The sequence below is a fragment of the Weizmannia acidilactici genome, assembly GCF_008974185.1.
GTDB lineage: Bacteria > Bacillota > Bacilli > Bacillales > Bacillaceae_C > Weizmannia > Weizmannia acidilactici.
The window spans coordinates 103,225-129,315 of the sequence record NZ_BKZP01000004.1 but is presented as its reverse complement, the minus strand read 5'-3'; the positions used below and the strand labels follow the sequence as shown (position 1 = coordinate 129,315).

The following is a 26,091-nucleotide window of genomic DNA, read 5'->3' as shown; positions in this document are numbered from 1 at the left end:
CTCCTTCATGGCTATCAAGTAATTTATCAACATGATTTGAATAGTCATTATAAGCTAGATACATTCCTAAATGATCTAATTCATCATTCAATTTTACTTTTGGGTTACGTGATGCTTTACTTCTTTGATATAAAAAATTCAAAAAGTGACTAGGCGAATCTATAATTTCCGCATATACTCTTAAATCTCCTACCGAGATACACCATACTGGTAAAGACGAATTTTGTATTAAGTCTGTTTTTTCGATTTGTGCAGCTATTTCATTGAAATCATCTAGAGTGATACAACAAGCTTGAATGAACTTAATATCCTTTATTTCTTTAACGAATTGGTACTTTCTTTTCGATTCCTTACGATAAATTTCAATTTTATTATTTTTAATAAATTCTTTATAAAATCTAATAGCTTGACTATATGGGTTTTCTGTCAATTGCTTTATTGACGATTTAAAGTTTTCTTCGTCAGAAAATGGTGAAGCTGGTGAAATTGCACCTGCTTTAACTTCAACAATTATCATTACATCATCATAAATAATTACCCCATCACATTCGCACCATTCATTTCTTCCATTCGTTCCAACAGGAGCCTTATAAAAAATATTTTTATACATTTCTTTACTTGTCAAACCAAATGTATCTTCACAAATTTTTGAATATGGCTGTAATAAAGAGGTAAAATGTTCTTCTTCAAAATATGGATTATAAAATAAGGGTTTTTGGAGATATTTTGATCAAACTTTTTTTCAAAGCTACATTTTGTGCCCGTTCTTTTTTTACCTGCAAATATAAAAAAGTTCTAATGCAAGCCCCATTGTATTAAAAATATTGTTAAAACAGATATGCCGGGGGATGGCCCAGTTTTTTTCCTATTTCACTGTAAACAACGCTTACTGCCCGGCGGGAAATGAAGGCGGGGCTTGCAATGGAAATTGACGCTGTTTTTTCCGGCGGAGGCGTGAAAGGGCTGGCACTGATCGGCGCGCTGGAGGTATTGGAAAAGAAGGGGTTTACCTTTAAACGCCTGGCCGGCACAAGCGTGGGGTCGATTTTTGCGGGGCTTAAAGCGGCGGGCTATACAAGCAGCGAAATGAAACAGCTGCTTGACGCGACCGATCTTGGCGGTTTCCTCGACCCGAGAAAAACGTTTCTGCCGATGCCGCTCGCGAAATGGCTTTTGTTGTATTGGCGCCTCGGGCTTTACAGGGGTGCCGAATTCGAAGAATGGCTTGAAAAAAAGTTGGCAGCCAAAGGGGTGTATACGTTTAAAGATGTTCCGGAGGGTTCCCTTTATTTTATGGCATCCGACCTCTCCCATAACCGGCTTGTCGTTTTGCCGGATGACCTGGAAAACTACGGCATCCCTCCCCAGACGTTTCCGGTGGCGCGGGCAATCCGGATGAGCTGCAGCATTCCGTATTTCTTCGAACCGGTCAGGCTGCGGTCTCTTGAGGGCACAAGTATCATTGTGGACGGCGGAGTGTTAAGCAATTTCCCAATGTGGCTGTTTGTGAATCCTGAAGAAAAGAGAGAGCGGCCGGTGCTTGGTATCACCCTCAGCCAAAAAAAGTTTGAGCAGCTGAAAGCAAACATTCAAAATGCGATCCAGCTGTTTGATGCCTTGTTTACGACAATGAAAGACGCGCACGATGCCCGTTACATTTCAAGAAAACTGGAAAAGGACATCATCTTTATCCCGACGGAAGGCATTCTCTCCATCGACTTTAAGCTCACTGATGAAAAAAAGGCCGCCCTCATTGAATCAGGCAGAAAAAAAACAGAAGCCTTCCTGAAGACATGGACGTATTAACGGAAAAAGGCAAAAAGAGAATCGAGCTTAATAGACAGCTCGATTTTTCTTTTTGCCTTTTTTTCCTTCGATCACAGTTAATTGAACGTTAGATCTTTTACGCAACGGGCGTTTTTGAAATTTCACCGTATGATGCGTATGGACTCTCATATTCCGCTTTTTCATTCTTTTTCTCGATTTGCGGGCGGCTTTTAAAAACGCTCTTTGTTCCTGGTTGGAAACACTCATCCCCCTGCGGAGCAATAAACGCAAGCCAACCACCAGTACTGCCGCAAAAATTGCGATTGCCGCCACCCTTTTCAGAAATATAACAGGATCGTGAAACAAAGATGCACCAAGGCCGACCAGGGCCAGGAGAATAATGCTGGCAATGATCCATTGACGAGCTTCCAACAAAAGCCACCTCCTCATGTTTTCTGAATCATTTTTTCCATCATTCTATCAGTTTATACGGTTCTCTCCGCAAATATTTTTGGTGTTCAAGTCTCCTAATTTTCCCGATGCGCTCTCCTGTTTGGAATATTGAATGCATTCCCATCCGCTGGAAATTTCAGATGTTTTTTTAAAGGACAGCAGATGTCGGGTGTTCCGATTCCATTTTCAGCAGTTCATTGAAAGATGCAATGGCCACTTCAATCTGTTTTTCGTCCGGTTCTTTTGTGGTCAAAAGCTGAAGCCAAAGGCCGGGATAGCCGAGATACTTTAAAACCGGTATGTTTCGGGCTTTGTTGGTCAGCTGCAGCACTTCAAATGACACGCCGAGCACGACCGGGATCAGCAAAATCCGATCCATCACACGCAGCCACAGCGGATCGGTTGGCACAAGCGTGTAAATCAGTACGCTGACAATCACGGTGAACAGGATAAAACTGCTGCCGCAACGGTAATGCAGCCTTGACTGTGACTTGACGTTTTCGACGGTCAGCCCAAGGCCGTTCTCGTATGCGTTAATGACTTTGTGTTCCGCCCCGTGGTACTGGAATAACCGTTTAATCAGCGGGGTAAAGGAAATGGCATAAATATATGTGAGCACAAGCAGTAGTTTAAATGCACCTTCAACCAAAATTTGCGCGAGGCTGCCCGGAAAAATGGGTCTCATCAACTCGGCCAAAAACACCGGGATGATCGTCATGAAAAATTTGGCAAATAGAAACGACAGGACACCGGCGACGGCCACACCCAAAACGAGCGTTGTTTTTGAAGGGGATTCTTCCTTTATTTTTGCATCGTCTTTCGGGTCGACATCATACCGTTCGCTTGCAAAATTTAAATGTTTGGCCCCGTTTGCGCTCGATTCAATGATCGCAACAATCCCGCGCAAAAAAGGGATTGTTTTCATGGCTTGCACGGATGGGATAGTTTTTTTTGGCAGATAAAAATAGTCGATACTGTTGTCTTTGCGGCGGATGGCGGTTACAGAAATGTGTTTTCCACCAAACATGACCCCTTCAATGACCGCCTGGCCACCATATGCTGGTTTTGTCACTTTTTTCTATTCCCCCAAATATCACTAATCTATTCATCATTCAGCCATAAGGCAAAAGCTGTTTTCAAATCCTCATTTCTACCTTCATTTTACTAAAAAATTTTAAAAACGACTAGAGGAAAGCTTTCTGGTAAAGATAAGAACAGTTGGCATAACTTAAACGTTCTGGGGTGGGAATATGGCAATCGGCAGCGAAAAACTGAAATACCAGGAACATACATTGACTTTTTTCCAAATGGTGATTGTAACTGGTTTTACCGGCGGAATCATTTGGAGCGTTGTAGCTTATTTGTGCTTTTACCTTCATTTTACAACGATTGAGCCTAATATCCTTCTGGAACCTTTTACAGTTGGAAGCTGGCGGAAAATATGGATTGGCAAAATGATCGCCATTCTTGCTTACGGGCTTATCTCGATCGGTGTTGCCATTGTCTATTATCTTTTCTTTAAAAAAATCAAATCAATGTGGGCGGGGGCGGCATACGGCCTTTGCTTGTGCGCGCTCGTGCTGCTCGTACTGAATCCGATTTTCCCGGGCATGAAGCCGCTTTTAAAACTGGATGCCAATACGATCACCACATGTGCATGCATATACATCCTATACGGAGTCTTTATCGGATATTCGATTTCTTTTGAGTATGAAAGGGGCCAAAAGTTTAAAAAAAGGGTAGCCGGACAGACAAATACCCGGCAGTGAAAGTTAAAAAAATAGAAATTTCCTTCAATTTATGATAAAATGGGCACGTTAAAAAATGTCAAAATAAGGTGCTAGGAATGGAAAAATATCTTGTTGTAAACGGCCCGAACCTAAATTTGCTCGGGAAAAGGGAGCCGGGCATATACGGGACGGATTCTTTGCAGTCCCTGATGGAGCGTATGAAAAGGCTAGCGGAAAAGCACCGCGTTTCAGTCGGCTTTTTCCAGTCGAACCATGAAGGCGCATTGATTGACAGGCTCCATGCTGCGGAGGAAGAGGGTTATGCCGGTATCATTTTTAATCCCGGCGCACTGACGCATTACAGTTATGCTTTGCGGGATGCAATCAGTTCCATCAGTGTACCGGTTATTGAAGTACATATTTCAAACATCCACGCCCGCGAGGAGTTCCGCCACCGTTCCGTTACGGCGGCAGTTTCGCGCGGGCAAATTGCGGGCCTCGGGCTTTACGGCTATGAACTGGCGCTTATGGCTTTTCTCGGGGCAAGAGAGGGAGAGGAATAACGATGTCCAAATTGGAAAAACTAAGGGAAAAATTTTCGGAATCAGGCATTGACGGGATCTTGATCACGAGCCCGTACAACCGCCGCTATATGTCCAATTTTACAGGGACAACCGGAATTGTCCTGATATCTGAAGATGCAGCGAAATTCATTACCGATTTCCGGTATGTCGAGCAGGCTTCCGAGCAGTGTGAAGGCTATGAAATTGTTCAGCACCAGGGCCCGGTGGAACAGGAAGTGGCCAAACAGGTGGAGGCGATGGGCATCAAAAAGCTCGGCTTTGAACAGGACTATATGAGCTACGCACTTTTTAAAACGTACGAGCGTGTGCTAAAAGCCGAGCTTGTCCCTGTTTCCGGCCTTGTTGAAAATTTGCGCTTGATAAAAACGGAAGCGGAAATTAAGATATTAAAGGAAGCTGCGGATATTGCGGATGCTGCTTTTAAACATATTTTGGATTTTATCAAACCGGGTATAACAGAATTGGAAGTCTCCAATGAACTGGAATTTTTCATGAGGAAATGCGGCGCAACCGCTTCTTCCTTCGATACGATTGTCGCATCCGGCACACGCTCTGCACTGCCGCACGGTGTAGCCAGCAATAAAGTGATCGAAAAAGGCGATTTTGTGACGTTGGATTACGGTGCGCTCTACAAAGGTTACTGTTCCGATATCACAAGGACGGTTGCGGTCGGGGAGCCTTCGGAACAATTGAAAGAGATCTATCATATTGTGCTCGAATCACAAGTTTTGGCCGTAGAGAAGATCAAACCGGGCATGACAGGTGTGGAAGCAGACGCGGTCAGCCGCGATTATATTGCGTCAAAAGGTTACGGAGAAGCATTCGGACATTCCCTGGGCCATGGGATCGGCCTTGAAATCCATGAAGGACCGAATCTTTCCAAGCGTTCAGCCTACACTTTGGAACCGGGCATGGTCGTGACGATTGAACCGGGGATTTACCTGCCGGGCGTCGGCGGCGTGCGGATTGAAGACGATGCTTTGATTACGGAAGATTCCAATGAATTGCTCACACATTCCACAAAAGAACTTATTATATTATAATGATACAGTCCCCATCAGGGATTGTATGAAGATGTAGGAGGAAAAATATGATTTCAGTAAACGATTTTCGCACCGGCTTAACGATTGAAGTGGACGGCGGTATCTGGCGCGTCCTTGACTTCCAGCACGTTAAACCAGGAAAAGGCGCTGCGTTTGTGCGCTCCAAACTCCGCAATTTGCGCACCGGCGCGATCCAGGAAAAAACTTTCCGTGCTGGCGAGAAAGTGGAAAGGGCCCAAATTGACAACCGCAGGATGCAGTATTTGTATGCAAACGGCGACCAGCACGTTTTCATGGATACGGAAACGTACGAACAAATCGAACTGAGCACTGCCCAAATCCAGGATGAGTTGAAATATTTGCTGGAAAACATGGAAGTGCAGGTCATCATGTACCAGGGGGAAACACTAGGGATCGAACTTCCGAATACGGTTACGCTCACGGTCACCCATACGGAACCGGGCGTGAAAGGCGACACCGCAACAGGCGGATCGAAACCGGCCACCCTTGAAACCGGCCTGACCGTGCAGGTGCCTTTCTTCGTCAACGAAGGCGATAAATTAATCATCAATACAACGGACGGTACTTACGTATCCCGCGCTTAATTTGAAAAAAAGCTTGACGGCATGTTCTGCCACAAGCTTTTTTATTTTGGCGGAGTGATTGTCATTTGTTGTTTTTGTGCACGTAGGCATTGATCCTATGATTGAGTTTACATAATGAAATTATAGTTAAATTATGAATAACAGAAACTGTTCTTTGCATATTTTTTGATGCGTTGAATAGATTGTATTATCAATGAACCAAGCTGTATGGGTTTTTAGTAAGCGAGGGGATTAGGATGAAAAATTTGCTGGGCGTTTTGCCAAAGGCGATTTCACAGCAGTTGGAAAATTTGAGGGAAAACATCCTTGATGATGTGGAGGAAATCCGCATCCGCGTGAACCGCCCGCTTGAAGTGACCGCAAAAGGAAAGCCTTATTTTATACGCTATATACCGACGGAAAACGACGCCGAACAGCTGATTAACCGGCTGGCCAATTTCTCATTTTATACATTGGAAGAAGAGCTGAAAAAAGGGTATGTCACAATCGAAGGCGGGCACCGCGTAGGGATTGCCGGAAAAGTGATCCTTGAAAATGGACAAGTAAAGGCGATCCGTTATTTCTCTTCTTTTAATATCAGGATCGCCCGCGAAAAAATCGGGGCCGCAGAGCCGTATGTCCCCTACCTGTACAAGGGCCGTTGGCTGTCCGCCATGATCATCGGCGCACCCCAGGCCGGGAAAACCACTTTTTTAAGGGATGTTGCACGGCTCATCTCAAGCGGCGTCCCGGAACGTGGGATTCCACCCTGTAAAGTGGGCATTGTCGATGAGCGGTCTGAAATCGCGGGCTGTGTGCGCGGCGTTCCGCAGCTCCATTTCGGTCCGCGTGTTGATGTGCTCGATGCCTGCCCGAAAGCGGAGGGGATGATGATGCTGATCCGGTCAATGAGCCCCGAAGTCTTAATCGTCGATGAAATCGGGCGTGAGGAAGATGCACAGGCGATCATGGAAGCGGTAAATGCCGGAATTTCTTTAGTCATGACGACCCATGGCGAAACATACCGGGACATTCAGAAGCGCCCGATCTTAAAGAAAATCCTGAGCCAGCAGGCGTTTGACCGCTTTTTTGAACTGGCGCGCGGGGGCAGGCCGGGATTCGTTGCGGCAATCCGGAATGCGGATGGGGATTTGATCAAAAGCAATGAGGGTGTTTCCCGTGCTTAAATTGATCGGTGCAGCATTGATTGTGCTGGCAACGAGCCTGGCCGGATTCGAGATGGCGAGACGTTTAAGCGAGCGCCCCCGCCAGTTAAGAATATTCAAAAGTGCGCTTCAGGCGTTGGAAACTGAAATTATGTACGGGCACACGCCGCTCCATGAAGCAGCAAGAAAACTGGCTTTGCAGCTGCCGGAACCGGCCTCCTCTTTCTTTCAAACGTTTGCCGGGCAATTAACAACAGTGGAAACGACGGTAAAAGAGGCATGGGAAAAAAGCCTTGCACAAATTTGGGGGAACACGGCCCTAAAGGAAAGCGAGCATGAAGTGCTGCTGCAGCTTGGGGAAAACTTGGGAAAACATGACCGTTATACCGAGCAGAAACAGATCATGCTCGCACTCACGCATTTGGAACGGGAAGAAAAAGAAGCGCATGAGCGGCAGATGCGCTATGAAAAAATGGCAAAAAGCCTTGGCGTTCTCACGGGATTACTGATCGTCATTTTGCTGATCTGACCTTTCCGGGGCGGATCAAATTTGGGGGAGAGGCAATGGGCATTGATGTGGATATCATTTTCAAAATTGCCGGGGTCGGCATTGTCGTAGCATTTCTGCACACCATACTGGACCAGGTTGGCAAGAAAGAATATGCGCAATGGGTGACGCTCCTCGGGTTTCTTTACATCTTATTTTTGGTCACTTCCATTGTGGGGGATTTATTTTCCAAAATCAAAACCGTTTTTCTTTTTCGATAGGCTGTGTTCGTGATCCATGTTGATTATCTCATTTCTTAGACTCCTGCGGGATAGAAGAGACCTCGCAACAAGGTATCGAGTGAGGGGTCTCGCGATGCGTTCGGAAAGTGAGCGAATTTCGCGATCATCAACAATAAAATTTAACAAATCTTTTCAATAAAGAGGCCAAGCCAAAAACGAAAGGAGGGGATTTCCCATTGAAATGCTGCAAATTGCAGGTATTGCGCTCATCACCACATTCCTTGCGCTGATTTTAAAAGAGCAAAAGCCGAATTTCGCGTTTTTGCTGACGCTTTTTGCCGGCTGTTTCATTTTTCTTTTTCTCATGGACAAGATTTATGACATTATCCGGCTCCTGCAAAAAATTGCCCAAAAAGGCAATGTGGACACGATGTACATCGAAACGATTTTAAAGATTATCGGAATCGCCTATATTGCCGATTTTGCCGCCAATATTACAAAAGACGCCGGGCAGGGGGCGATGGCGGCAAAAGTTGAAGTGGCGGGGAAAATCATCATTTTAACGATGGCCATTCCCATTATCACGGTATTGATCGAAACGATTGTTAATCTCGTTCCGAAAGGCTAGGAGTTGAAAAACATGCGGCGCAGGATATGGATCAAAGTGCTGGCCATTTTGTTTGCATTATTTTACTGCGGGCAATCGGTTTGCGCTGCAGGGGAAAATTCGGGTAAGGATGACAGCATATCTGAAAAAATTGTCGATGAACAATTGAATCAATTGGACTTATCGGAATTGAAAACGTATTGGAACAAAATTGTCAGTGAATATGGCGGCTATTTGCCGGAAAGCCAAAAAGGGAGCCTGATGGATTTCATCAAGGGCGAAAAGCATTTTTCTTTGCAGGCCTGGCTGAAGGGCTTTCTCTCGTTTATTTTCCAGGAACTGCTCATCAACGGTAAGCTGCTCGGCTCCCTCATTATCCTTACAATCCTGAGCATGCTGCTGGAAACAATCCACCATTCCTTCCAGCAGGGGACGGTCAGCAAAATCGCATATGCTGTCGTTTTTATGGTGCTGGTGGTCATTGCGCTGAACAGTTTTCATGTCGCACTCGATTACGCACTTGAGGCCATCCGGGCGATGGGTGGGTTTATCCTTGCCCTGATGCCGCTTTTGCTTGCGCTCTTATCGACTTCAGGGGGCGTCACTTCGGCGGCATTTTTCCACCCCGTGATCATTTTTTTGTCGAGCACAAGTGGGATGTTGATCCAGTATATTGTGCTGCCGATGCTGCTGCTTTCCACTTTGCTCAGCGTTGTAAGCACCCTCTCCGAACAGCATAAAGCAACGCGCCTTGCGCAACTCATGCGCAACCTCGCAATCGGGATACTGGGCGCGTTTATGTCGGTTTTTTTAGGAGTGTTATCCGTGCAGGGGACGGCAACCGCCATTACCGACGGGCTTGCGATCCGCACCGCAAAATTTGTAACCGGAAATTTCGTCCCGGTTGTCGGGCGGATGCTGACAGATGCTGCCGATACGGTGATCAGCGCTTCCGTATTATTGAAAAACACGCTCGGGATCGCGGGAGTGGCCATCGTGCTTCTAATTGCGGTGTTCCCGGCGATTAAAATTTTCACGATGTCTTTAATGTTCAAACTTGCTTCCGCCCTGCTGCAGCCGCTCGGCGGGGGGCCTGTCATCAGTTGCCTCGACATTATCAGTAAAAATATGCTGTATGTATTTGCCGCGCTGGCGATTGTCACGATCATGTTTTTTCTCAGCATCACCATGATCATCACTGCCGGAAACCTCACGATGATGATGCGTTAAGGGGGAAATGTATGGATTATTTAACAAAATGGGTGCTTCATATCATCATTTTTATCCTTTTGACCATGGTCGTGGACATGCTCCTTCCCGAATCCGGGATGCGGAAGTATACAAAACTGGTGATTGGCCTACTTTTAATCACCATTATTTTAACGCCTGTCTTCCAGCTTTTTTCCATGAATCCCGAAGACATCATTGCCAAATTTAAAGTGGGAGGCGCAAATTTTTCAAACGGGGAAGAAAATGCGCTGGAAACGCAGAAAAAAGAAATAAATGCCATGCAGCAGGAATATACATTACAACAAATGGCTGTCCAACTGAAACAGGATGCGGAAGGGGAGGTTGAAAAGCAGTTCGGCAAATCCATATCGGATATTAAGCTTGAATGGAAAGACGGAAAGGGAAGCGGGGATATGGCAGCTTTAGGAAACGTGACCAATGTAAAAAAAATCAAAGTCTACTTAGCAGCTGAAAACGAAAAAGGCTCAGTAGCTGTGATTGAACCGATCGAAATAGGCGCGGATGAAAATACGGAAAAAGAAAGCTCCACAGAAAAGAACTCCATCATCTCAATGTTGTCAAACCGCTGGAATGTACCAAAAGAAAAAATCGAACTCCATATCGAAGGGGGGCTTGGAAACGAAAATGGACCGTAACCAGGGGCCGTTTAACAAACTGAAAGAAAAGTGGCTGCCTTCCGGACCGCCTGATGAATCGAAAAAACATAAAAAGCTCTATTTGGTCACCCTTTTATTTGTTTGCGGGCTCGGGGCCATGTTTATCAATGACCTGTTCGGGCATTCAGGCCAAAAAAATGAAGCTGTCACTGTTTCATCCTCCGCAAAGACTGCGGGAAAAGAAACGGCGGCATTCGGATCAGGCACATCTAAGAAATCGAAAACGATCCTCGCTTACGAAAACCAGTATGAAAAAGAGCTGAAGAGCATTCTTGAACAGATTCAGGGTGTCGGCTCCGTCACCGTCCGCGTCAATGTTTCCACATCTGAAAGCAAAGTGTATGAAAAAAACTCCACAATCCAGAACGAAACAACAACCGAAACCGACAAAAACGGTGGGGAACGGAAAATCGAAAGCATATCAAAGGACGATAAAGTCGTAACGGTCCAGGACGGGGATAAGGAAGTGCCGCTTGTTACCGAAACAAAAATGCCGGAAATTACCGGTGTGCTCGTTGTCTGCGACGGCGGCGGCGATATTTCCATCCAAAAATCGGTAAAAGAAGCCGTATCGAATGCTTTGAATGTGGCAAGTTACCGGGTTTCCGTGATGCCGAAAAAGAATTAGGAGGAATGAATGATGCTTTTGAAAAAACAAACAGTCTGGCTGTTGACAATGCTTAGCCTTGTCGTCGTATTATCGGTTTATTACGTGACGGCCGATCCGAAAACAACGAACCAGGTTGTCCAACAAAATAAAGAAAAGGAGACTTCGTCATCAAAAGAAAATGCGTCTTCTTCGCAAAAAATCAAGTTGACAACGAAGCCCGCCAGCGATGAAGTCTTTGAAGCGCTCCGCCTCGAGCGGCAGGATGAACTGAGCAAAAAGCAGGAAGAACTGACAAATAAACTCGCTTCAACCGACCTCACGCCGGAAGAAAAAAGCAAGGCGATGGATGAAATGAAAAAATTGACGGAAACTGCGAACAAAGAGCAGGTGCTGGAAAGCCTGATCAAGGCAAAAGGATATGAAGATGCGCTCGTGCAGGCAGATAGCGACGAAGTCATTGTAACCGTGAAATCGAAAAAGCATGACAAAGCGGCTGCAAACGAAATCGTCCAGCTCGTCAACCAGGAACTCGGCAATACGCCGAAGCTGGCGGTAGAGTTCCAGACAAATTGATGAAACAAAGAATACGATTCAGACAGGGGCGTCCAGCCCTTTTTTTCTATATTTGAAAAATTATAGAAAAGTATGAATGGTTCGTTCTTTTCTGAAAGGTAAACCGCTTTACCCCTTGTATTTTCTGGAGAAGCCGGGCCCGGCCGGAAATTTCCGGAAGGCTGTATTTTATACAAATCATTGAATTATTGCCCGCTGTTATCGTATGATATGGATAGTTATTCATAAAATGTTAATAAATTTGAATTACGAATTTCAATTTAAGGAGTGGCATTTATGCTGAAAGTAGAGGATATCCAAGCTTTAATCGAGCTTGTTGACCGTTCAAGCCTAGATGAATTTGAATATGAAAATGAAGGAACTGTCATTAAAATGAAGAAAAATTCCGGCGTGCAGGTAGTTGAACGCCCGTTGCGGGAAGCTGCTGCGCCTGTTCCTGCCCCGCAGCCACCGGTACATTCTGAGGCAGCACAGCCTGCAACGCCTGTACAGCCCCAAACCCCGGCGACATCTAATGACGAAAACTTACATAAAATCGTATCACCGATGGTCGGCACATTCTACCAGGCATCTTCACCGGAAGCTGAACCGTATGTACAGGTCGGCTCCAAAGTCAGCCCGAATACGGTCGTATGTATAATCGAAGCGATGAAATTGTTTAACGAAATTGAAGCGGAAGTGGAAGGGGAAATCGTAGATATTCTCGTAAAAGACGGCCAGCTTGTTGAATTCGGCCAGCCGTTATTTTTGGTAAAGACAAAGTAAGGAGCGGACTCTCATGATAAAAAAAGTTTTAATCGCAAACCGCGGCGAAATCGCGGTGCGAATTATCCGCGCCTGCCGCGATTTGGGGATCGAAGCGGTTGCCGTTTATTCGGAAGCGGATAAAAATGCGCTGCACGTCCAGCTTGCCGATGAAGCGTACTGCATCGGCCCGAAAGCATCGAAAGACAGCTATTTGAATTTTATGAACATTATCAGTGCCGCCACTTTAACCGGCTGCGACGCGATCCATCCAGGATATGGGTTTTTGGCGGAAAACGCTGATTTTGCCGAACTATGCCGCGAATGCAACATTGAGTTTATCGGCCCGAGCCCGGAAGCAATCGCGAAAATGGGCGCAAAAGACGTCGCAAGGGAAACGATGAAACAGGCGGGCGTCCCGATCGTGCCGGGGTCGGACGGGCTTGTCAAAGATGCCGAAGAGGCGAAGGCAGTAGCTGAATCGATCGGCTATCCGGTTATCATAAAAGCTACGGCCGGCGGAGGCGGAAGGGGAATCCGCGTTGCGAAAAACGAAGAGGAGCTTGTAAAGGGTATCCAAATTACGCAGCAGGAGGCCTCCACCGCTTTTGGTAATCCTGGCGTCTATCTTGAAAAATACATCGAGGATTTCCGACATGTCGAAATCCAGGTCATGGCTGATAAATACGGCAATGTCATCCATTTGGGGGAACGGGACTGCACCATCCAAAGAAGGCTGCAAAAACTGCTTGAAGAATCGCCTTCACCGGCGCTGTCAAGCGAGATGCGCGAAGAGATGGGGCAGGCAGCCGTGAAAGCCGCAAAAGCCGTGGATTACACGGGCGCAGGGACAATCGAGTTTATTTTTGACCACCGCAACCAGAAATTTTATTTCATGGAAATGAATACCCGTATCCAGGTGGAACATCCGGTTACGGAAATGGTGACAGGCGTCGATCTTGTCAAAGAGCAGATCCTTGTTGCATCGGGAGAGCCGCTGTCTCTGAAACAGGAAGATGTCACATGGAACGGCTGGGCTATCGAATGCCGCATTAATGCTGAAAACCCGGAAAAGAATTTTATGCCGTCGCCTGGAAAAATAAATTTTTATCTTCCGCCGGGCGGGATCGGCGTTCGGGTAGAATCGGCCGCATACTCGGGTTACACTATTCCACCGTATTATGATTCGATGATTGCGAAAGTAATCGCCTACGGGAAGACGCGCGACGAAGCGATTGCACGGATGAGGCGGGCGCTCAGCGAGTTTGCCGTGGAGGGTATCTATACAACGATTCCGTTCCATCAGCGCCTGCTCGAACATGAAGTTTTTATCGAAGGAGATTTCAACACGAAATTCCTTGAAAAATACGATGTAATGAAATAACGTGTATGTAGGAGGTGTAAAAATGGCAGAAACCAACCAAATGTTAGAAATGCACCACGATGAAGAAGGCTTGGGAAAAGTAGAGATCGCCCCTGAAGTGATTGAAGTTATTGCGGGAATTGCGGCATCTGAAGTCGAAGGCGTTGCGCAAATGCGCGGCAATTTCGCAACCGGGGTAGCAGAGCGCCTCGGCAAGAAAAACCACGGTAAAGGCGTTAAAGTAGAGCTAGCCGAAGACGGCATTAAAGTGGATGTATACTGCACGATGAATTTTGGCGTTTCAATTCCGTCTGTTGCCCAGGAAGTACAAGATAATATCCGGCAGGCGCTCTTGAACATGACTGCTCTTGAAGCGGCAGAAGTCAATATCCATATTGTTGGAATTCAATTCGATACTCAAAAGAACGAACCTGAATTCCAGACGGAAGGGTAAGTGGAAGGGCCAGGGCTCAAGTCCCGGCCTTTTTTTGGCGGCCCCATTCTGCTACAATAGATTCAAGTGAATTTGAAGTTTTTAAAGGAGTTATTGCCGACATGATGAAAAGAAGAACCGCCCGCGAAAAAGCGCTCCAGGCCATATTCCAGATCGACATGAACAAAGAAGCTCCGGAAGAAGCAGTCCGGAATGTGCTGAACGGGCAGGAAAGCGATGAATATCTGGAAAAGCTTGTAAAAGGCACTGCTGCGCATCTAGCGGAAATTGACGGCATGATCAGCCGGCATCTTGAACACTGGACACTGGACAGGCTCGCAAAAGTCGATTTAAACATTTTGCGCCTTGCTGCTTATGAACTAATGTATGCGGAAGATGTGCCTGCCAATGTTGCAATTAACGAAGCACTTGAAATTTCGAAACGGTTTGCGGATGAAAAGTCCGCCAAGTTTATTAACGGTGTTTTGAACAACATGAAAAATACAATTCAATCATCTTAATGACGGGGGATGGAGAAATGGCAGCGGAAATCATTGACGGTAAACAATTGGCAGCTGAAATCAGAAAAGATATCCAGGCAGAAACGGAGCAGTTGAAAAAACAAGGAATTACCCCGGGACTTTCCGTCATTTTAGTCGGAAACGACCAGGCTTCACGTACATATGTCAAAAATAAGGAAAAAGCGTGCCGCGAGCTCGGCATGAAATCTGTTTTGATCGAACTACCGGAAAATATTTCGGAACAAACATTATTCGAACATATTGAAAATTTAAACGAAGATCCCGATATCCACGGTATTCTGGTGCAGCTTCCTTTGCCGCCGCATATCGGGCCGAATAAAGTGATTGAAGCAATTGACCCGGCAAAAGATGTGGATGGCTTCCATCCAATCAATATTGGCAGGATGATGACGGGTCAGGATGCATTTTTGCCGTGTACCCCCCGCGGCATCTTAAAAATGGTGCAGTCAAAAGGAATTGAAATCGCCGGCAAGCATGTCGTGGTCATCGGCCGCAGTAATATTGTCGGTAAACCGGCCGGCCAGCTCTTCTTAAATGAAAATGCGACTGTCACGTATTGCCATTCGAAAACGACGGATTTAAAATTTTACACGCAGCAGGCGGATATTTTGATCAGCGCAGTAGGGAAAGCGAAATTTGTGAAAGCAGATTTCGTCAAAGACGGCGCCGTGGTGATCGATGTCGGCATGAACCGGGATGAAAACGGAAAGCTTTGCGGGGATGTCGATTTTGACGCGGTTAAAGAAAAAGCTTCCTTTATCACGCCTGTTCCTGGCGGCGTCGGCCCGATGACGATCACGATGCTGCTGGCCAACACGTTAAAAGCTGCGAAAAAAGTACGGTAATGTTGTAAAAGGCCCTTGGTTTAAGTTTTCTGGAACTTGGTGCAGCCTGCGGGGATCTCACGGCAGGAAAAGCGGGTGCCCCTAAGTGTCAAAGAAAACAGGACGGGCCCGGTAAAAAGCTGACTCCCAAAAGAAGGAGGCAGCTTTTCTTAATGGAAAGAAAGGCGGTGGAAGTATGGCTCCGCAATATTTAACGGTACAGACGTTGACAAAATACATCAAGCGGAAATTTGATGCCGACCCTTATTTGGCGGATATTTATGTCAAGGGGGAAATTTCCAATTTTAAACGCCACACAAGCGGCCATATGTATTTTACATTAAAAGATGAGAGAGCAAGGATTCTCGCCGTCATGTTTTCCTCTGCCAACCGGTTTTTGAAATTCAATCCGGAAAACGGCATGAAGGTGCTTGTCAGAGCTTCGGTTTCGGTGTACGAAGCAGGCGGCAGTTATCAGCTGTATGTGAAAGGCATGCAGCCGGACGGGATCGGCGCACTTTACCTTGCATATGAACAGCTGAAGGACAAGCTGGAGAAAGAAGGATTGTTTGCAAAAGAAAAAAAGAGGCCGATACCGGCTTACCCGAAAGTCGTCGGCGTTGTCACCTCGCCGACGGGTGCCGCTGTCCGCGATATTATCACAACGATCAGGCGAAGATTTCCGGTTGTCAAAATCATTTTGCATCCTGCGCTCGTACAGGGTGAAAATGCCGCGCCTTCCATTGTCAAGGCGATTGAGGAGGCGAACCGGCTGGGGAAAGCGGATGTGCTGATTGTCGGCAGGGGCGGCGGCTCAATCGAAGAACTGTGGGCGTTTAACGAAGAAATGACGGCACGGGCAATTGCCGCATCCACGATTCCTGTCATTTCCGCAGTCGGCCATGAGACGGATTTTACGATTGCTGATTTTGCGGCTGATCTGCGCGCCCCGACACCGACGGCCGCGGCCGAACTTGCCGTTCCACATATCGACGAAGTACGTGAAAAAATTTTAAACATGCAGGCAAGGCTTTTGCGGAGCGTGCGTGAAAAAGTGCGCCATGAAAGCAGCCGCCTCGCGTATCTCGAGCGGTCGCCCGCTTTGAAAAACCCGTACCGGCTGATCCGCCAGCAAATGGAACAGGCTGACCGCCTGGCGGAAAGCTTGCACAGGGAAGCCGGACGCCTGATCGGAGCGGCTGGGGAACAGTGTCGGAACTTGTATGAGCGCCTTTTGCGCAACCGGCCGGAGCAGAAACTTTTGCAGGCGCGGCGGGATTTTATAAGCCTTCACGGGAATTTGGTGAAACAAATGCAGGCGGTGCTGCGGGAAAAACAGCACCGGTTCGGGAAGAACATTTCCGCCCTTGAAGCACTCAGCCCGCTCAAAGTGATGGAAAGGGGATACAGCCTGGCAATGGCGGAAGACGAAACGATCATCAAAAAAACAAGCCAGGTCAAAAAAGGAGACACCATCCAGGTCGTGTTAACGGACGGGGGGCTCTTGTGCACGGTGGATGAAATTCGGAGGAGGAGAGAAAATGGCTGAATCATTAACATTTGAAGAGGCGATGGCGCAGCTCGAGGACATTGTCCGCAAACTGGAAGAAGGGGATGTTCCCTTAGAGGAAGCAATTTCCATCTATAAACAGGGAATGGAGCTGTCCAAACTGCTGCACGGCAAATTGAAGAATGTCGAAGAACAATTGACGAAAGTCATGTCCGAGGACGGGGAAGAAAAGGATTTTGAAATTAAGGAGGAGGAATAACCTTGCACGAGGCGACGTATGATGTGAAAGAAATTGAAAAACGGCTGGCGCAATATATTGCGGGACTAAAAGCGCCTTCCGTGTTAAAAGAAGCAATGGATTATTCCATCCAGGCCGGCGGAAAGAGAATTCGCCCCTTGTTCTTATTGTCAACCGTGTCCGCGCTCGGTGAACGTGTTGAAAAAGGCATGCAGACGGCGTGCGCAGTGGAGATGATCCACACTTACTCCCTCATCCATGACGACCTTCCGGCAATGGATGATGATGATTTGCGGAGGGGAAAGCCGACAAACCATAAAGTGTTCGGGGAAGCGGTTGCAATCCTAGCGGGGGACGGGCTTTTGACACACAGTTTCCAGCTCATTGCCGAAGACCCCTATCTGGATGATGCATTAAAAGTGAAACTGATTGCGCTCCTGGCAGAATCGGCCGGCCCGGAAGGCATGGTGGCGGGGCAGGTTGCCGATATGGAAGGGGAAAACAAAAAACTGACTTTAGATGAACTTGAATATATTCATGCCCATAAAACCGGTAAGCTGCTTACGTTCAGTGTCCTGGCCGGGGCGATGATCGGCGGCGTAACGGACATGCAGCTTGAACAATTCAGGCAGTTTGCCGAACATCTCGGCATTGCATTCCAAATCCGCGACGATATTTTGGATATTGAAGGGGATCAGAAAAAAATTGGAAAACGGGTTGGCAGCGACGAATCGCGCCATAAAAGTACATACCCGGCACTTTTGACGCTTGAAGGCGCAAAAGCGGAACTCAAGAAGCACATCCGGCTGGCAAAAGAACGGCTGAAAGAAACTGGCGCGGATACGGGCACGTTACTGGAGCTGGTACGGATGGTTGAAACGCGGGACCATTAATGCGCGCCATGTCGTTTTTGTGTTATAATACAGTAAGGTTAGCCCCTTGATGATTGGTAGCGCTTTTACAGAAGCGTTTTTGCCGAAACTGGCTGAAACGGGTCGGTATTTGCCGGATTATGTTTAAAGCGGGAATTTCTTGTCTAAGCGAAGGTTTCGTTTATAATAGAATTTAAGCTTACGCCGTTATTTTGAAATGAAAGCGAGTGATCCGTATTGGATCTTGAATCGATTAAGGACCCGTCCTTTTTGAAAAAAATGGACATTCCCGCGCTGATACAGCTGAGTGCGGAGATCCGCCGTTTTTTGATTGAAACGCTGTCGAAAACGGGCGGGCATATTGGGCCGAATCTCGGTGTTGTGGAACTCACGCTTGCTTTGCATAAATGTTTCGACAGCCCGAAAGACAAAATCCTGTGGGATGTAGGCCACCAGTCGTATGTGCATAAAATTTTAACCGGACGTGCGGGCCAATTCAAAACATTGCGTCAGTACCGCGGCCTTTCCGGATTTCCGAAGCAGAATGAAAGCATCCATGATGTATGGGAAACCGGGCACAGTTCCACGTCCTTGTCCGCGGCGATGGGCATGGCTGTGGCACGGGATTTAAAAGGCGAAAAATCCTATATCGTTCCTGTGATCGGCGACGGCGCGCTGACAGGCGGGATGGCTTTTGAAGCACTGAACCATATCGGCCATGAGAAGAGGGACATCATCGTTGTTTTGAATGATAACGAGATGTCGATCGCCCCGAATGTCGGAGCACTTCATCAGGTGCTCGGCAAACTGCGGACGGCGAGCAAATATCGGCGCGCCAAAGATGAACTGGAATTTTTGCTGAAAAAAATCCCGGCTGTCGGCGGAAAGCTCGCGGCAACCGCAGAACGGCTGAAAGATTCCCTTAAATACCTGCTTGTTTCTGGCATCTTTTTTGAAGAACTGGGGTTCACGTACTTCGGCCCTGTTGATGGCCATCATTTCGAAGCGCTTCTTGAAAATATCCAGTATGCGAAAAAAACGAAAGGCCCGGTACTCCTGCACGTCATTACAAAGAAAGGCAAGGGATATAAACCTGCCGAAAACGATACAAGGGGCGCCTGGCACGGCACAGGGCAGTATAAAATTGAAACCGGAGATTTTATTAAGCCGGTAAACGCCCCACCGGCATGGAGCAAACTTGTCAGTGACACCGTCTTGAGGCTTGCCAAAGAAGACCCCCGCATTGTTGCGATTACGCCGGCAATGACGGTCGGTTCCAAGCTGGAACGGTTTCAGCAGGAACTGCCGGACAGGGTGTACGATGTCGGCATCGCGGAACAGCATGCGGCCACTTTTGCGGCCGGCCTTGCGACACAAGGGATGAAGCCGTTTTTGGCCATTTATTCCACGTTTTTGCAACGGGCTTACGACCAGGTTGTCCACGATATTTGCCGGCAAAATTTAAATGTGTTCATCGGCATTGACAGGGCCGGCCTTGTCGGCGCGGATGGCGAAACACACCAGGGCGTGTTTGATATTGCCTTCCTGCGAAGCCTGCCGAATATGGTCTTAATGATGCCGAAAGATGAAAATGAAGGCCAGCATATGGTCTATACGGCTTTAAAATACGGCGACGGCCCGATCGCGATGCGGTTTCCGCGCGGCAACGGCCTCGGCGTTCCGTTGGATCCGGATTTGAAGGAAATCCCGATCGGCACGTGGGAAGTGCTGAAAGAAGGTACGGATGCCTGCATCCTTACATTTGGAACGACAATCCCGCTGGCGATGGAAGCAGCAAAATATTTACAAAAGCAGGGAACATCGGTAAAAGTGGTCAATGCACGGTTTTTGAAGCCGCTTGATGAGGCGGTGCTGGCATCCATTCTTGCAAGCGGCATGCCGGTGTTGACCGTTGAAGAAGGGGTGCTTCTAGGCGGCTTCGGCAGCGCAGTGTTAGAGTTTGCCCATGAACACGGCTTCCACCACAATTCCATTCGCCGTATCGGCATTCCGGACCGCTTTATCGAGCATGGCAGCGTAAAAGAATTATGGCGGGAAATCGGCTTGACAACTGAACGGATTATCGAAGAAATACAAGGCGAATTAACTGCAAAACATCAGAAAAGGGCTTAGCATCAATGAAAAAAGAACGTGTAGATGTTCTCCTCGTAGAACGCGGATTAATGGAAACAAGAGAAAAAGCAAAACGGGCGGTGATGGCGGGGCTTGTGTTTGCAAACGAAACCCGACTTGATAAACCGGGCGAAAAAATCCCGGTTGATACACCACTTGCCGTTAAAGGAAACCCGCTTCCATATGTTTCGCGGGGCGGGCTGAAACTGGAAAAAGCATTAAAAGTGTTTAATCTTGACATAAAAGGAAAAATCCTTCTCGATATCGGAGCCTCAACCGGCGGATTTACCGACTGCGCCCTGCAGCACGGCGCCAAAATGTCGTACGCCCTTGATGTCGGCTATAATCAGCTGGCATGGAAGCTCCGCCGGGATGAACGGGTTGTCGTCATGGAAAGGACGAATTTCCGTTACGTAACCCCGGGAAATCTGACAAAAGGAGTCCCGGATTTTGCATCGATTGATGTGTCTTTTATTTCTTTGTCCCTCATCCTTCCGGTATTAAAAACATTGCTTGCGCCGGACAGCGATGTTGTCGCCTTGATCAAGCCGCAGTTTGAGGCAGGGCGCGAGCAGGTTGGCAAAAAAGGGATCGTAAAGGATAAAAAAGTGCATCGGGAAGTCATTGAAAAAATCATCCATCTTGCAATACATGAAAAGTTTTCGGTTGAAAACCTTTCCTATTCCCCGATTACCGGCGGTGAGGGCAATATCGAATTTTTAATCCACCTCAAATGGCCGGCTTATGAAAAGGATAGGGGGCAGAACCGCCTCCCGGTGGCCGTAAAAGACGTGGTGGAAGAAGCCCACGCCGCACTGAAAAAAGGGTAATGTTATTTACAAAACAGCCTATTGGTTTTCCAGTAGGCTTTTTTGCGCAGGCTGTACCGCCTAGAAAGGGACAGGCTGATGTCTAACCGGGTACGTGTGCGAAAAAAGCAACTGATACGGCATTAAGATTTTCTTACAGGCATGGCTGCTTCTTTCAATGTACATTTTCCCGGAAATACGCTAACATACAGATAGATGCATATTTACAAAAGTAAGCACGCCTTGAGGTGAGGACATGAATAAAGGACAGCGCTTAATTAAAATACGGGAAATGATTACGAATTACGATATTGAGACGCAGGACGAGCTTGTTGAGCGTTTGCGGAACGCCGGATTCAATGTGACGCAGGCGACGATTTCAAGGGATATAAAAGAACTTCATCTTGTGAAAGTGCCGCTCAATAACGGCAGATACAAATACAGTCTGCCTGCCGACCAGCGCTTCAATCCGACGCAGAAGCTGAGGCGGGCGTTGGCAGACGCATTTGTCAGCGTAGATACGGCCGGGCATTTAATTGTGATGAAAACTTTGCCGGGGAACGCCCATGCAATCGGCGCTCTGATTGATATTTTGGATTGGGAAGAAATCATCGGGACTTTGTGCGGGGATGACACATGCTTGATCATTTGCAAAAATCAGGACGAGACCGAATCGGTTGCACAAAGATTTTTGGACATGCTTTAAGAAAGTGGTGATGTTCACTTGCTGCAAGAACTATCGATTAAAAATTTCGCCATTATCGACCAATTATCTCTATCGTTTGAAAATGGCTTAACCGTCCTGACAGGGGAAACAGGCGCCGGCAAATCGATTATCATTGACGCCATCCAGCTTCTGACAGGCGGCAGGGGATCGTCCGAATATGTGCGCCACGGCGAGGACCGCGCTGAAATCGAGGGGTTATTTCTAGTGGACGACGGGCATCCGTGCATGGAACGGGCCCGCGAATTCGGCATAGACATCGAAGAAGGCATGGTCATCTTGCGGCGCGATATTTCGAAGGCCGGAAAAAGCGTATGCCGCATTAATGGAAAGCTCGTCACCATTTCAGTTTTGCGCGAAATCGGGTCAACATTAATTGATATACACAGCCAGCATGAGACCCAGGAATTATTAAATGAAACATTCCATTTGCCGCTTCTCGATCATTATGGCCGGGTGGAAATTGAAGCGGCGCTTGACGATTACCGGGAAGTGTATAAAAAATACGAAACTGTATCCGGCCGTTTAAAAAGAATGAACGAAAACGATCAGCAGCTTGCCCAGCGTCTTGACCTCATTCAGTTCCAGCACGGTGAAATCCAAAGGGCCGACCTGAAGCTCCGTGAAGATGAAGAACTGGCCGATGAAAAAAGGAAGTTGATGAATTTTGAACGCTTGTTTGAATCGCTGAATACAAGTTATGAGGCGCTGCAGGGCGAACAGCACGGCCTCGACTGGATCGGGCTTGTCATGGGACAGTTGGAAACGGCTGCCGAAGCGGATCCTGCGCTTGCGCCGCTCTTGGAGACGGTGCAAAATTGTTTTTATACGCTCGAAGATACGGCCCGTACGATCCGCTCCCAACTTGATATGCTTGAATTTGACCCGGAGAGGCTGAACCAGATTGAAGCACGGATGAATGAAATCAACCAGTTGAAACGGAAATATGGCAGCTCGATCGAAGAAATATTGGAATACGGCGCGAAAATTGAAGAAGAAATTGAGTCAATCCTAAACCGTGACCATCATGTGGAACAGCTGCAAAAAGAACTGCAAACGGTCAAGCGCGATTTGTATTTGGAAGCTAAACAGCTCAGCGATTTGCGAAAAAAATGGGCGGAAAAGCTGACAAAGAATATCCATTCCGAATTAAAACAGCTTTATATGGACAAAACAACATTTGAAGTCCGTTTCCTTTCCACTGCGGATGATTATTTTGAAGCGGATGAGATCCCATTCAGGCGCGATGGGCTTGACCAGGTTGAATTTTATATTTCCACAAACCCGGGCGAGCCGCTCAAGCCTTTGGCAAAAACGGCATCTGGCGGGGAACTGTCCCGGATTATGCTCGCCTTAAAAACCATCTTCTCAAAACATCAGGGGATCACTTCAATTATTTTTGACGAAGTGGACACAGGCGTCAGCGGTCGGGTCGCCCAGGCGATCGCGGAAAAAATATACCGCATTTCGGTCCATTCGCAAGTGCTGTGCATCACCCATCTCCCACAGGTCGCCGCTATGGCGGATGTCCATCTGTTTATTATGAAAGAAACGGTAAAAGGACGGACGAGAACAAAAGTAAAACCGTTAGGGCAGGAAGAAAAAATTAAAGAAATCGGCCGCATGATTTCCGGCGTCGAAATGACTGACCTGACAAGGCAGCATGCAAAAGAACTGCTAGAACTGGCCGAAACGATTAAATAAGGGGTCCGGGGCCCGCCTTTTGGAAAAAAGGTGGAGCCGACCCCTTTCTATCCAGTTTGGGCAGGTTTTTTTCCAACGGTCCGGTTATATTTAAAGCGCTTCAAGGCTAAATTAAAATCATAGCCAAATAAAATAAAGGCTAAACCAAAAGGGTGGACTAGAAGCGAGGAGAGTGGATTGTTTGAACTTTGAAAACGTAAGAAAGCTGATTGGCGGATTTCTCCTTGTTTCACTTGTGCTATTAGGTTTTTCGCAACCTTTTCAACAATACCTTCACTTTCCGAAGCAAGTTCGCTTAATGGAAGGCCAGCAAATTGAATTCCATAAATCCGCCGCTGCAACAGTTGCTGTAAAAGGGAACAGTGCGGATATCAAGGAAAATAAGCAATCGGTTTCGATTAAAGGGAAAACAGCCGGAAAAGAAGAAATGTTTCTTGAACTGGCAGGCGTCCCGATTAAAAAAACCGATGTGGAAGTGTATAAAAACATCAAGATGATTCCGGGCGGCCAGTCGATCGGCGTCAAGCTGAAAACGCTCGGTGTCCTCGTCGTCGGCCACCATCTTGTGCAAACGGACAAAGGAAAAATCTCTCCCGGGGAACAAGCCGGCATTCAAGTCGGCGATATGATTCTCGAAATGGGCGGGAAAAAAATCGAAAATATGTCCGATGTTGCCCCAATTGTGCAAAAGGTGGGGGAAGAGGGGAAGGCACTTCCGGTTGTCATCAAAAGGGATGACCGGACGATCCGGACAACAATCCATCCGCAAAAAGACAAAACCGAACAAAATTATAAACTCGGGTTGTATATCCGGGATTCCGCTGCTGGCATTGGCACCATGACGTTTATCGACCCGAAAACAAAAAAATACGGAGCGCTCGGCCATGTCATTTCGGATATGGATACCAAAAAGCCGATCGTCGTTGAAAACGGCCGGATTGTCAATTCGGTAGTCACGTCCATTGAAAAAGGGAAAAACGGCAGCCCAGGGGAAAAACTTGCGCGCTTTTCCGAAGAGGGCCAAATCGGGACGATCACAAAGAACAGCCCGTTCGGCATTTTCGGCAAGCTAAACGGCAGCTTAAGCAGCTTGGGTAACGGGTATGCCAAACCGATCCCGATTGCGCTGTCCGACCAGGTTAAAACGGGGCCGGCCAAAATTTTAACCGTTGTGGACGGAAAAAAGGTCGAAGCGTATTCGATTAAAATCGTCAGCACCATTCCGCAAAAATTTCCGGCAACGAAAGGAATGGTCATCAAAATTACCGATCCTAAACTCCTGAAAAAAACAGGGGGGATTGTACAGGGCATGAGCGGAAGCCCGATTATCCAGAACGGCCGGCTTGTCGGTGCGGTGACGCATGTATTTGTCAACGATCCGACATCCGGATACGGCGTCCATATCGAATGGATGCTCAATGAAGCAGGCATAAAAGGAAGGGGCGCGTCCCCTTCCGCTTTCGAAAAAAAATAAAATTTATAAAAAAGCAGGAATTTTTCCGCCATTGTCGAAACATATTTATGTAAAGAGATACGGTTATTTTTTTTTTTTGAGGAGGACAGTGGTAGTGAAAAAAATCAAAGTATTTATTGTCGATGACAACCGTGAACTTGTACGTCTATTAGAAGAGTATATATCATCGCAGGAAGATATGGAAATTACCGGCACAGCCTACAGCGGAACGGAATGCCTTGAAAAGCTGAAAGACGCGGCGCCGGATATTTTATTGCTCGATATCATTATGCCGCATCTGGACGGACTCGGGGTTTTGAAAAAACTAAAGGAAACGGGCCATTCGCCGATGCCAAATGTGATCATGTTGACAGCTTTCGGCCAGGAAGACGTCACGAAAAAAGCAGTCGAACTCGGCGCTTCTTATTTTGTCTTAAAACCGTTTGATATGGATATGCTTGTTTCCCATATCCGGCAGATAAGCGGCAAAGCAAGCACTGTACTGAAGTCCCCGTCCGGCCTCGGCCGCGTACAGGCTGACTCAAAACCGAAAAATCTCGATGCGAGTATTACGAGCATCATCCACGAAATTGGGGTGCCCGCCCATATTAAAGGGTACATGTATTTACGGGAGGCGATTTCAATGGTGTACAATGATATTGAACTGCTCGGTTCGATTACAAAAGTGCTGTACCCGGAAATTGCCAAAAAATACAATACCACTGCCAGCCGTGTGGAGCGCGCTATCCGCCATGCGATAGAAGTTGCGTGGAGCAGGGGGAATATTGAATCGATTTCCACTTTATTCGGGTACACGGTTTCTATGACAAAAGCCAAACCTACAAACAGTGAATTTATTGCCATGGTCGCAGACAAACTTCGCCTTGAGCACAAAGCTTCCTGAAAGGGTTAGGGGCCGGCAGACGATACAAATCCTTACAACCAGCCATTTTATGTGTGTTTAAAAGTATCCGTACGGGAATGCTCGT

General features: G+C 47.2%; 30 protein-coding genes. 27 read left to right on the top strand and 3 right to left on the bottom strand.

The window, feature by feature from the left end; genetic code table 11:
• The coding region (locus tag BpJC4_RS03150; protein WP_216643707.1) for a hypothetical protein at positions 1 to 625 on the bottom strand (625 nt) is incomplete at its 3' end.
• Between the two features lie 296 nt (positions 626 to 921).
• Between BpJC4_RS03150 and BpJC4_RS03145 the strand changes: the two genes are divergently transcribed.
• On the top strand, positions 922 to 1,806 hold the full coding sequence (locus BpJC4_RS03145; RefSeq protein WP_151679578.1) for a patatin-like phospholipase family protein: 885 nt from the start codon (positions 922 to 924) through the stop codon (positions 1,804 to 1,806).
• Positions 1,807 to 1,833: 27 nt separating this feature from the next.
• Here BpJC4_RS03145 and BpJC4_RS03140 read toward each other — a convergent pair whose 3' ends face one another.
• The gene (locus tag BpJC4_RS03140; protein ID WP_253693366.1) at positions 1,834 to 2,199 is read right to left on the bottom strand and encodes an SA1362 family protein; all 366 of its coding nucleotides are present in this window, start codon (positions 2,197 to 2,199) and stop codon (positions 1,834 to 1,836) included.
• A 169-nt stretch (positions 2,200 to 2,368) separates the two neighbouring features.
• A complete protein-coding gene (locus BpJC4_RS03135) occupies positions 2,369 to 3,292 on the bottom strand; it encodes a DUF1385 domain-containing protein (RefSeq protein WP_151679576.1) in 924 nt (307 codons plus the stop codon).
• Positions 3,293 to 3,470: 178 nt separating this feature from the next.
• Here BpJC4_RS03135 and BpJC4_RS03130 point away from each other — a divergent pair, with 178 nt between their 5' ends.
• The 26 genes from BpJC4_RS03130 (at position 3,471) to spo0A (ending at position 26,006) form a co-directional block, all read left to right on the top strand.
• Positions 3,471 to 3,989 (top strand): YqhR family membrane protein, encoded by a 519-nt coding sequence (locus BpJC4_RS03130; protein ID WP_151679575.1) that lies wholly within the window; start codon positions 3,471 to 3,473, stop codon positions 3,987 to 3,989.
• A gap of 77 nt (positions 3,990 to 4,066) precedes the next feature.
• Positions 4,067 to 4,513, top strand: coding sequence for a type II 3-dehydroquinate dehydratase (gene aroQ, locus BpJC4_RS03125; RefSeq protein WP_151679574.1), 447 nt, complete (start codon positions 4,067 to 4,069; stop codon positions 4,511 to 4,513).
• Between the two features lie 2 nt (positions 4,514 to 4,515).
• Positions 4,516 to 5,577, top strand: a complete 1,062-nt coding sequence (locus BpJC4_RS03120) for a M24 family metallopeptidase (protein WP_151679573.1) — start codon at positions 4,516 to 4,518, stop codon at positions 5,575 to 5,577.
• A 47-nt stretch (positions 5,578 to 5,624) separates the two neighbouring features.
• Positions 5,625 to 6,182 carry an elongation factor P gene (gene efp, locus BpJC4_RS03115; protein WP_151679572.1) on the top strand — a complete coding sequence of 186 codons (558 nt, stop codon included), beginning with the start codon at positions 5,625 to 5,627 and terminating at the stop codon, positions 6,180 to 6,182.
• 236 nt (positions 6,183 to 6,418) lie between these two features.
• Complete coding sequence (gene spoIIIAA, locus BpJC4_RS03110) at positions 6,419 to 7,348, top strand: stage III sporulation protein AA (RefSeq protein WP_151679571.1); 930 nt, start codon at positions 6,419 to 6,421, stop codon at positions 7,346 to 7,348.
• Positions 7,341 to 7,856: a stage III sporulation protein SpoIIIAB gene (spoIIIAB, locus tag BpJC4_RS03105; RefSeq protein WP_151679570.1), complete on the top strand. Its 516-nt coding sequence runs from the start codon at positions 7,341 to 7,343 to the stop codon at positions 7,854 to 7,856. Before spoIIIAA ends, spoIIIAB begins: the two co-directional genes overlap by 8 nt.
• A 35-nt stretch (positions 7,857 to 7,891) precedes the next feature.
• Complete coding sequence (gene spoIIIAC / locus BpJC4_RS03100; RefSeq protein ID WP_151697513.1) at positions 7,892 to 8,095, top strand: stage III sporulation protein AC; 204 nt, start codon at positions 7,892 to 7,894, stop codon at positions 8,093 to 8,095.
• A gap of 202 nt (positions 8,096 to 8,297) precedes the next feature.
• Positions 8,298 to 8,684, top strand: coding sequence for a stage III sporulation protein AD (gene spoIIIAD, locus BpJC4_RS03095; protein ID WP_253693363.1), 387 nt, complete (start codon positions 8,298 to 8,300; stop codon positions 8,682 to 8,684).
• A gap of 12 nt (positions 8,685 to 8,696) precedes the next feature.
• Positions 8,697 to 9,893, top strand: a complete 1,197-nt coding sequence (spoIIIAE, locus tag BpJC4_RS03090) for a stage III sporulation protein AE (RefSeq protein ID WP_151679568.1) — start codon at positions 8,697 to 8,699, stop codon at positions 9,891 to 9,893.
• A gap of 11 nt (positions 9,894 to 9,904) precedes the next feature.
• The gene (gene spoIIIAF / locus BpJC4_RS03085) at positions 9,905 to 10,549 is read left to right on the top strand and encodes a stage III sporulation protein AF (protein WP_151679567.1); all 645 of its coding nucleotides are present in this window, start codon (positions 9,905 to 9,907) and stop codon (positions 10,547 to 10,549) included.
• Entirely contained in the window at positions 10,527 to 11,198 is a 672-nt protein-coding gene (spoIIIAG, locus tag BpJC4_RS03080) for a stage III sporulation protein AG (RefSeq protein WP_253693359.1), read from the top strand. The genes spoIIIAF and spoIIIAG overlap by 23 nt, the downstream gene beginning before the upstream one ends.
• A 12-nt stretch (positions 11,199 to 11,210) precedes the next feature.
• Positions 11,211 to 11,753, top strand: coding sequence for a SpoIIIAH-like family protein (locus tag BpJC4_RS03075; protein ID WP_151679565.1), 543 nt, complete (start codon positions 11,211 to 11,213; stop codon positions 11,751 to 11,753).
• Positions 11,754 to 12,029: 276 nt separating this feature from the next.
• On the top strand, positions 12,030 to 12,518 hold the full coding sequence (gene accB / locus BpJC4_RS03070) for an acetyl-CoA carboxylase biotin carboxyl carrier protein (RefSeq protein ID WP_151697512.1): 489 nt from the start codon (positions 12,030 to 12,032) through the stop codon (positions 12,516 to 12,518).
• 13 nt (positions 12,519 to 12,531) lie between these two features.
• Positions 12,532 to 13,881, top strand: coding sequence for an acetyl-CoA carboxylase biotin carboxylase subunit (gene accC / locus BpJC4_RS03065; RefSeq protein ID WP_151679563.1), 1,350 nt, complete (start codon positions 12,532 to 12,534; stop codon positions 13,879 to 13,881).
• 22 nt (positions 13,882 to 13,903) lie between these two features.
• The gene (locus tag BpJC4_RS03060; protein ID WP_151679562.1) at positions 13,904 to 14,314 is read left to right on the top strand and encodes an Asp23/Gls24 family envelope stress response protein; all 411 of its coding nucleotides are present in this window, start codon (positions 13,904 to 13,906) and stop codon (positions 14,312 to 14,314) included.
• Positions 14,315 to 14,418: 104 nt separating this feature from the next.
• Positions 14,419 to 14,814, top strand: coding sequence for a transcription antitermination factor NusB (nusB, locus tag BpJC4_RS03055; RefSeq protein ID WP_172967436.1), 396 nt, complete (start codon positions 14,419 to 14,421; stop codon positions 14,812 to 14,814).
• Between the two features lie 17 nt (positions 14,815 to 14,831).
• The gene (gene folD, locus BpJC4_RS03050; protein ID WP_151679560.1) at positions 14,832 to 15,680 is read left to right on the top strand and encodes a bifunctional methylenetetrahydrofolate dehydrogenase/methenyltetrahydrofolate cyclohydrolase FolD; all 849 of its coding nucleotides are present in this window, start codon (positions 14,832 to 14,834) and stop codon (positions 15,678 to 15,680) included.
• A gap of 175 nt (positions 15,681 to 15,855) precedes the next feature.
• The gene (gene xseA / locus BpJC4_RS03045) at positions 15,856 to 17,208 is read left to right on the top strand and encodes an exodeoxyribonuclease VII large subunit (RefSeq protein ID WP_151679559.1); all 1,353 of its coding nucleotides are present in this window, start codon (positions 15,856 to 15,858) and stop codon (positions 17,206 to 17,208) included.
• The gene (locus tag BpJC4_RS03040) at positions 17,201 to 17,428 is read left to right on the top strand and encodes an exodeoxyribonuclease VII small subunit (protein ID WP_151679558.1); all 228 of its coding nucleotides are present in this window, start codon (positions 17,201 to 17,203) and stop codon (positions 17,426 to 17,428) included. The genes xseA and BpJC4_RS03040 overlap by 8 nt, the downstream gene beginning before the upstream one ends.
• Before the next feature lie 2 nt (positions 17,429 to 17,430).
• The gene (locus BpJC4_RS03035; RefSeq protein WP_151679557.1) at positions 17,431 to 18,300 is read left to right on the top strand and encodes a polyprenyl synthetase family protein; all 870 of its coding nucleotides are present in this window, start codon (positions 17,431 to 17,433) and stop codon (positions 18,298 to 18,300) included.
• Between the two features lie 216 nt (positions 18,301 to 18,516).
• The gene (dxs, locus tag BpJC4_RS03030) at positions 18,517 to 20,412 is read left to right on the top strand and encodes a 1-deoxy-D-xylulose-5-phosphate synthase (protein ID WP_151679556.1); all 1,896 of its coding nucleotides are present in this window, start codon (positions 18,517 to 18,519) and stop codon (positions 20,410 to 20,412) included.
• Between the two features lie 5 nt (positions 20,413 to 20,417).
• A complete protein-coding gene (locus BpJC4_RS03025; RefSeq protein ID WP_151679555.1) occupies positions 20,418 to 21,242 on the top strand; it encodes a TlyA family RNA methyltransferase in 825 nt (274 codons plus the stop codon).
• Positions 21,243 to 21,477: 235 nt separating this feature from the next.
• A complete protein-coding gene (ahrC, locus tag BpJC4_RS03020; RefSeq protein WP_151679554.1) occupies positions 21,478 to 21,927 on the top strand; it encodes a transcriptional regulator AhrC/ArgR in 450 nt (149 codons plus the stop codon).
• Between the two features lie 18 nt (positions 21,928 to 21,945).
• Entirely contained in the window at positions 21,946 to 23,649 is a 1,704-nt protein-coding gene (gene recN, locus BpJC4_RS03015) for a DNA repair protein RecN (RefSeq protein ID WP_151679553.1), read from the top strand.
• Between the two features lie 181 nt (positions 23,650 to 23,830).
• Positions 23,831 to 25,123, top strand: coding sequence for a SpoIVB peptidase (gene spoIVB, locus BpJC4_RS03010; protein WP_151679552.1), 1,293 nt, complete (start codon positions 23,831 to 23,833; stop codon positions 25,121 to 25,123).
• Between the two features lie 94 nt (positions 25,124 to 25,217).
• Entirely contained in the window at positions 25,218 to 26,006 is a 789-nt protein-coding gene (gene spo0A / locus BpJC4_RS03005) for a sporulation transcription factor Spo0A (RefSeq protein WP_151697511.1), read from the top strand.
• Positions 26,007 to 26,091 lie beyond the last annotated feature (85 nt).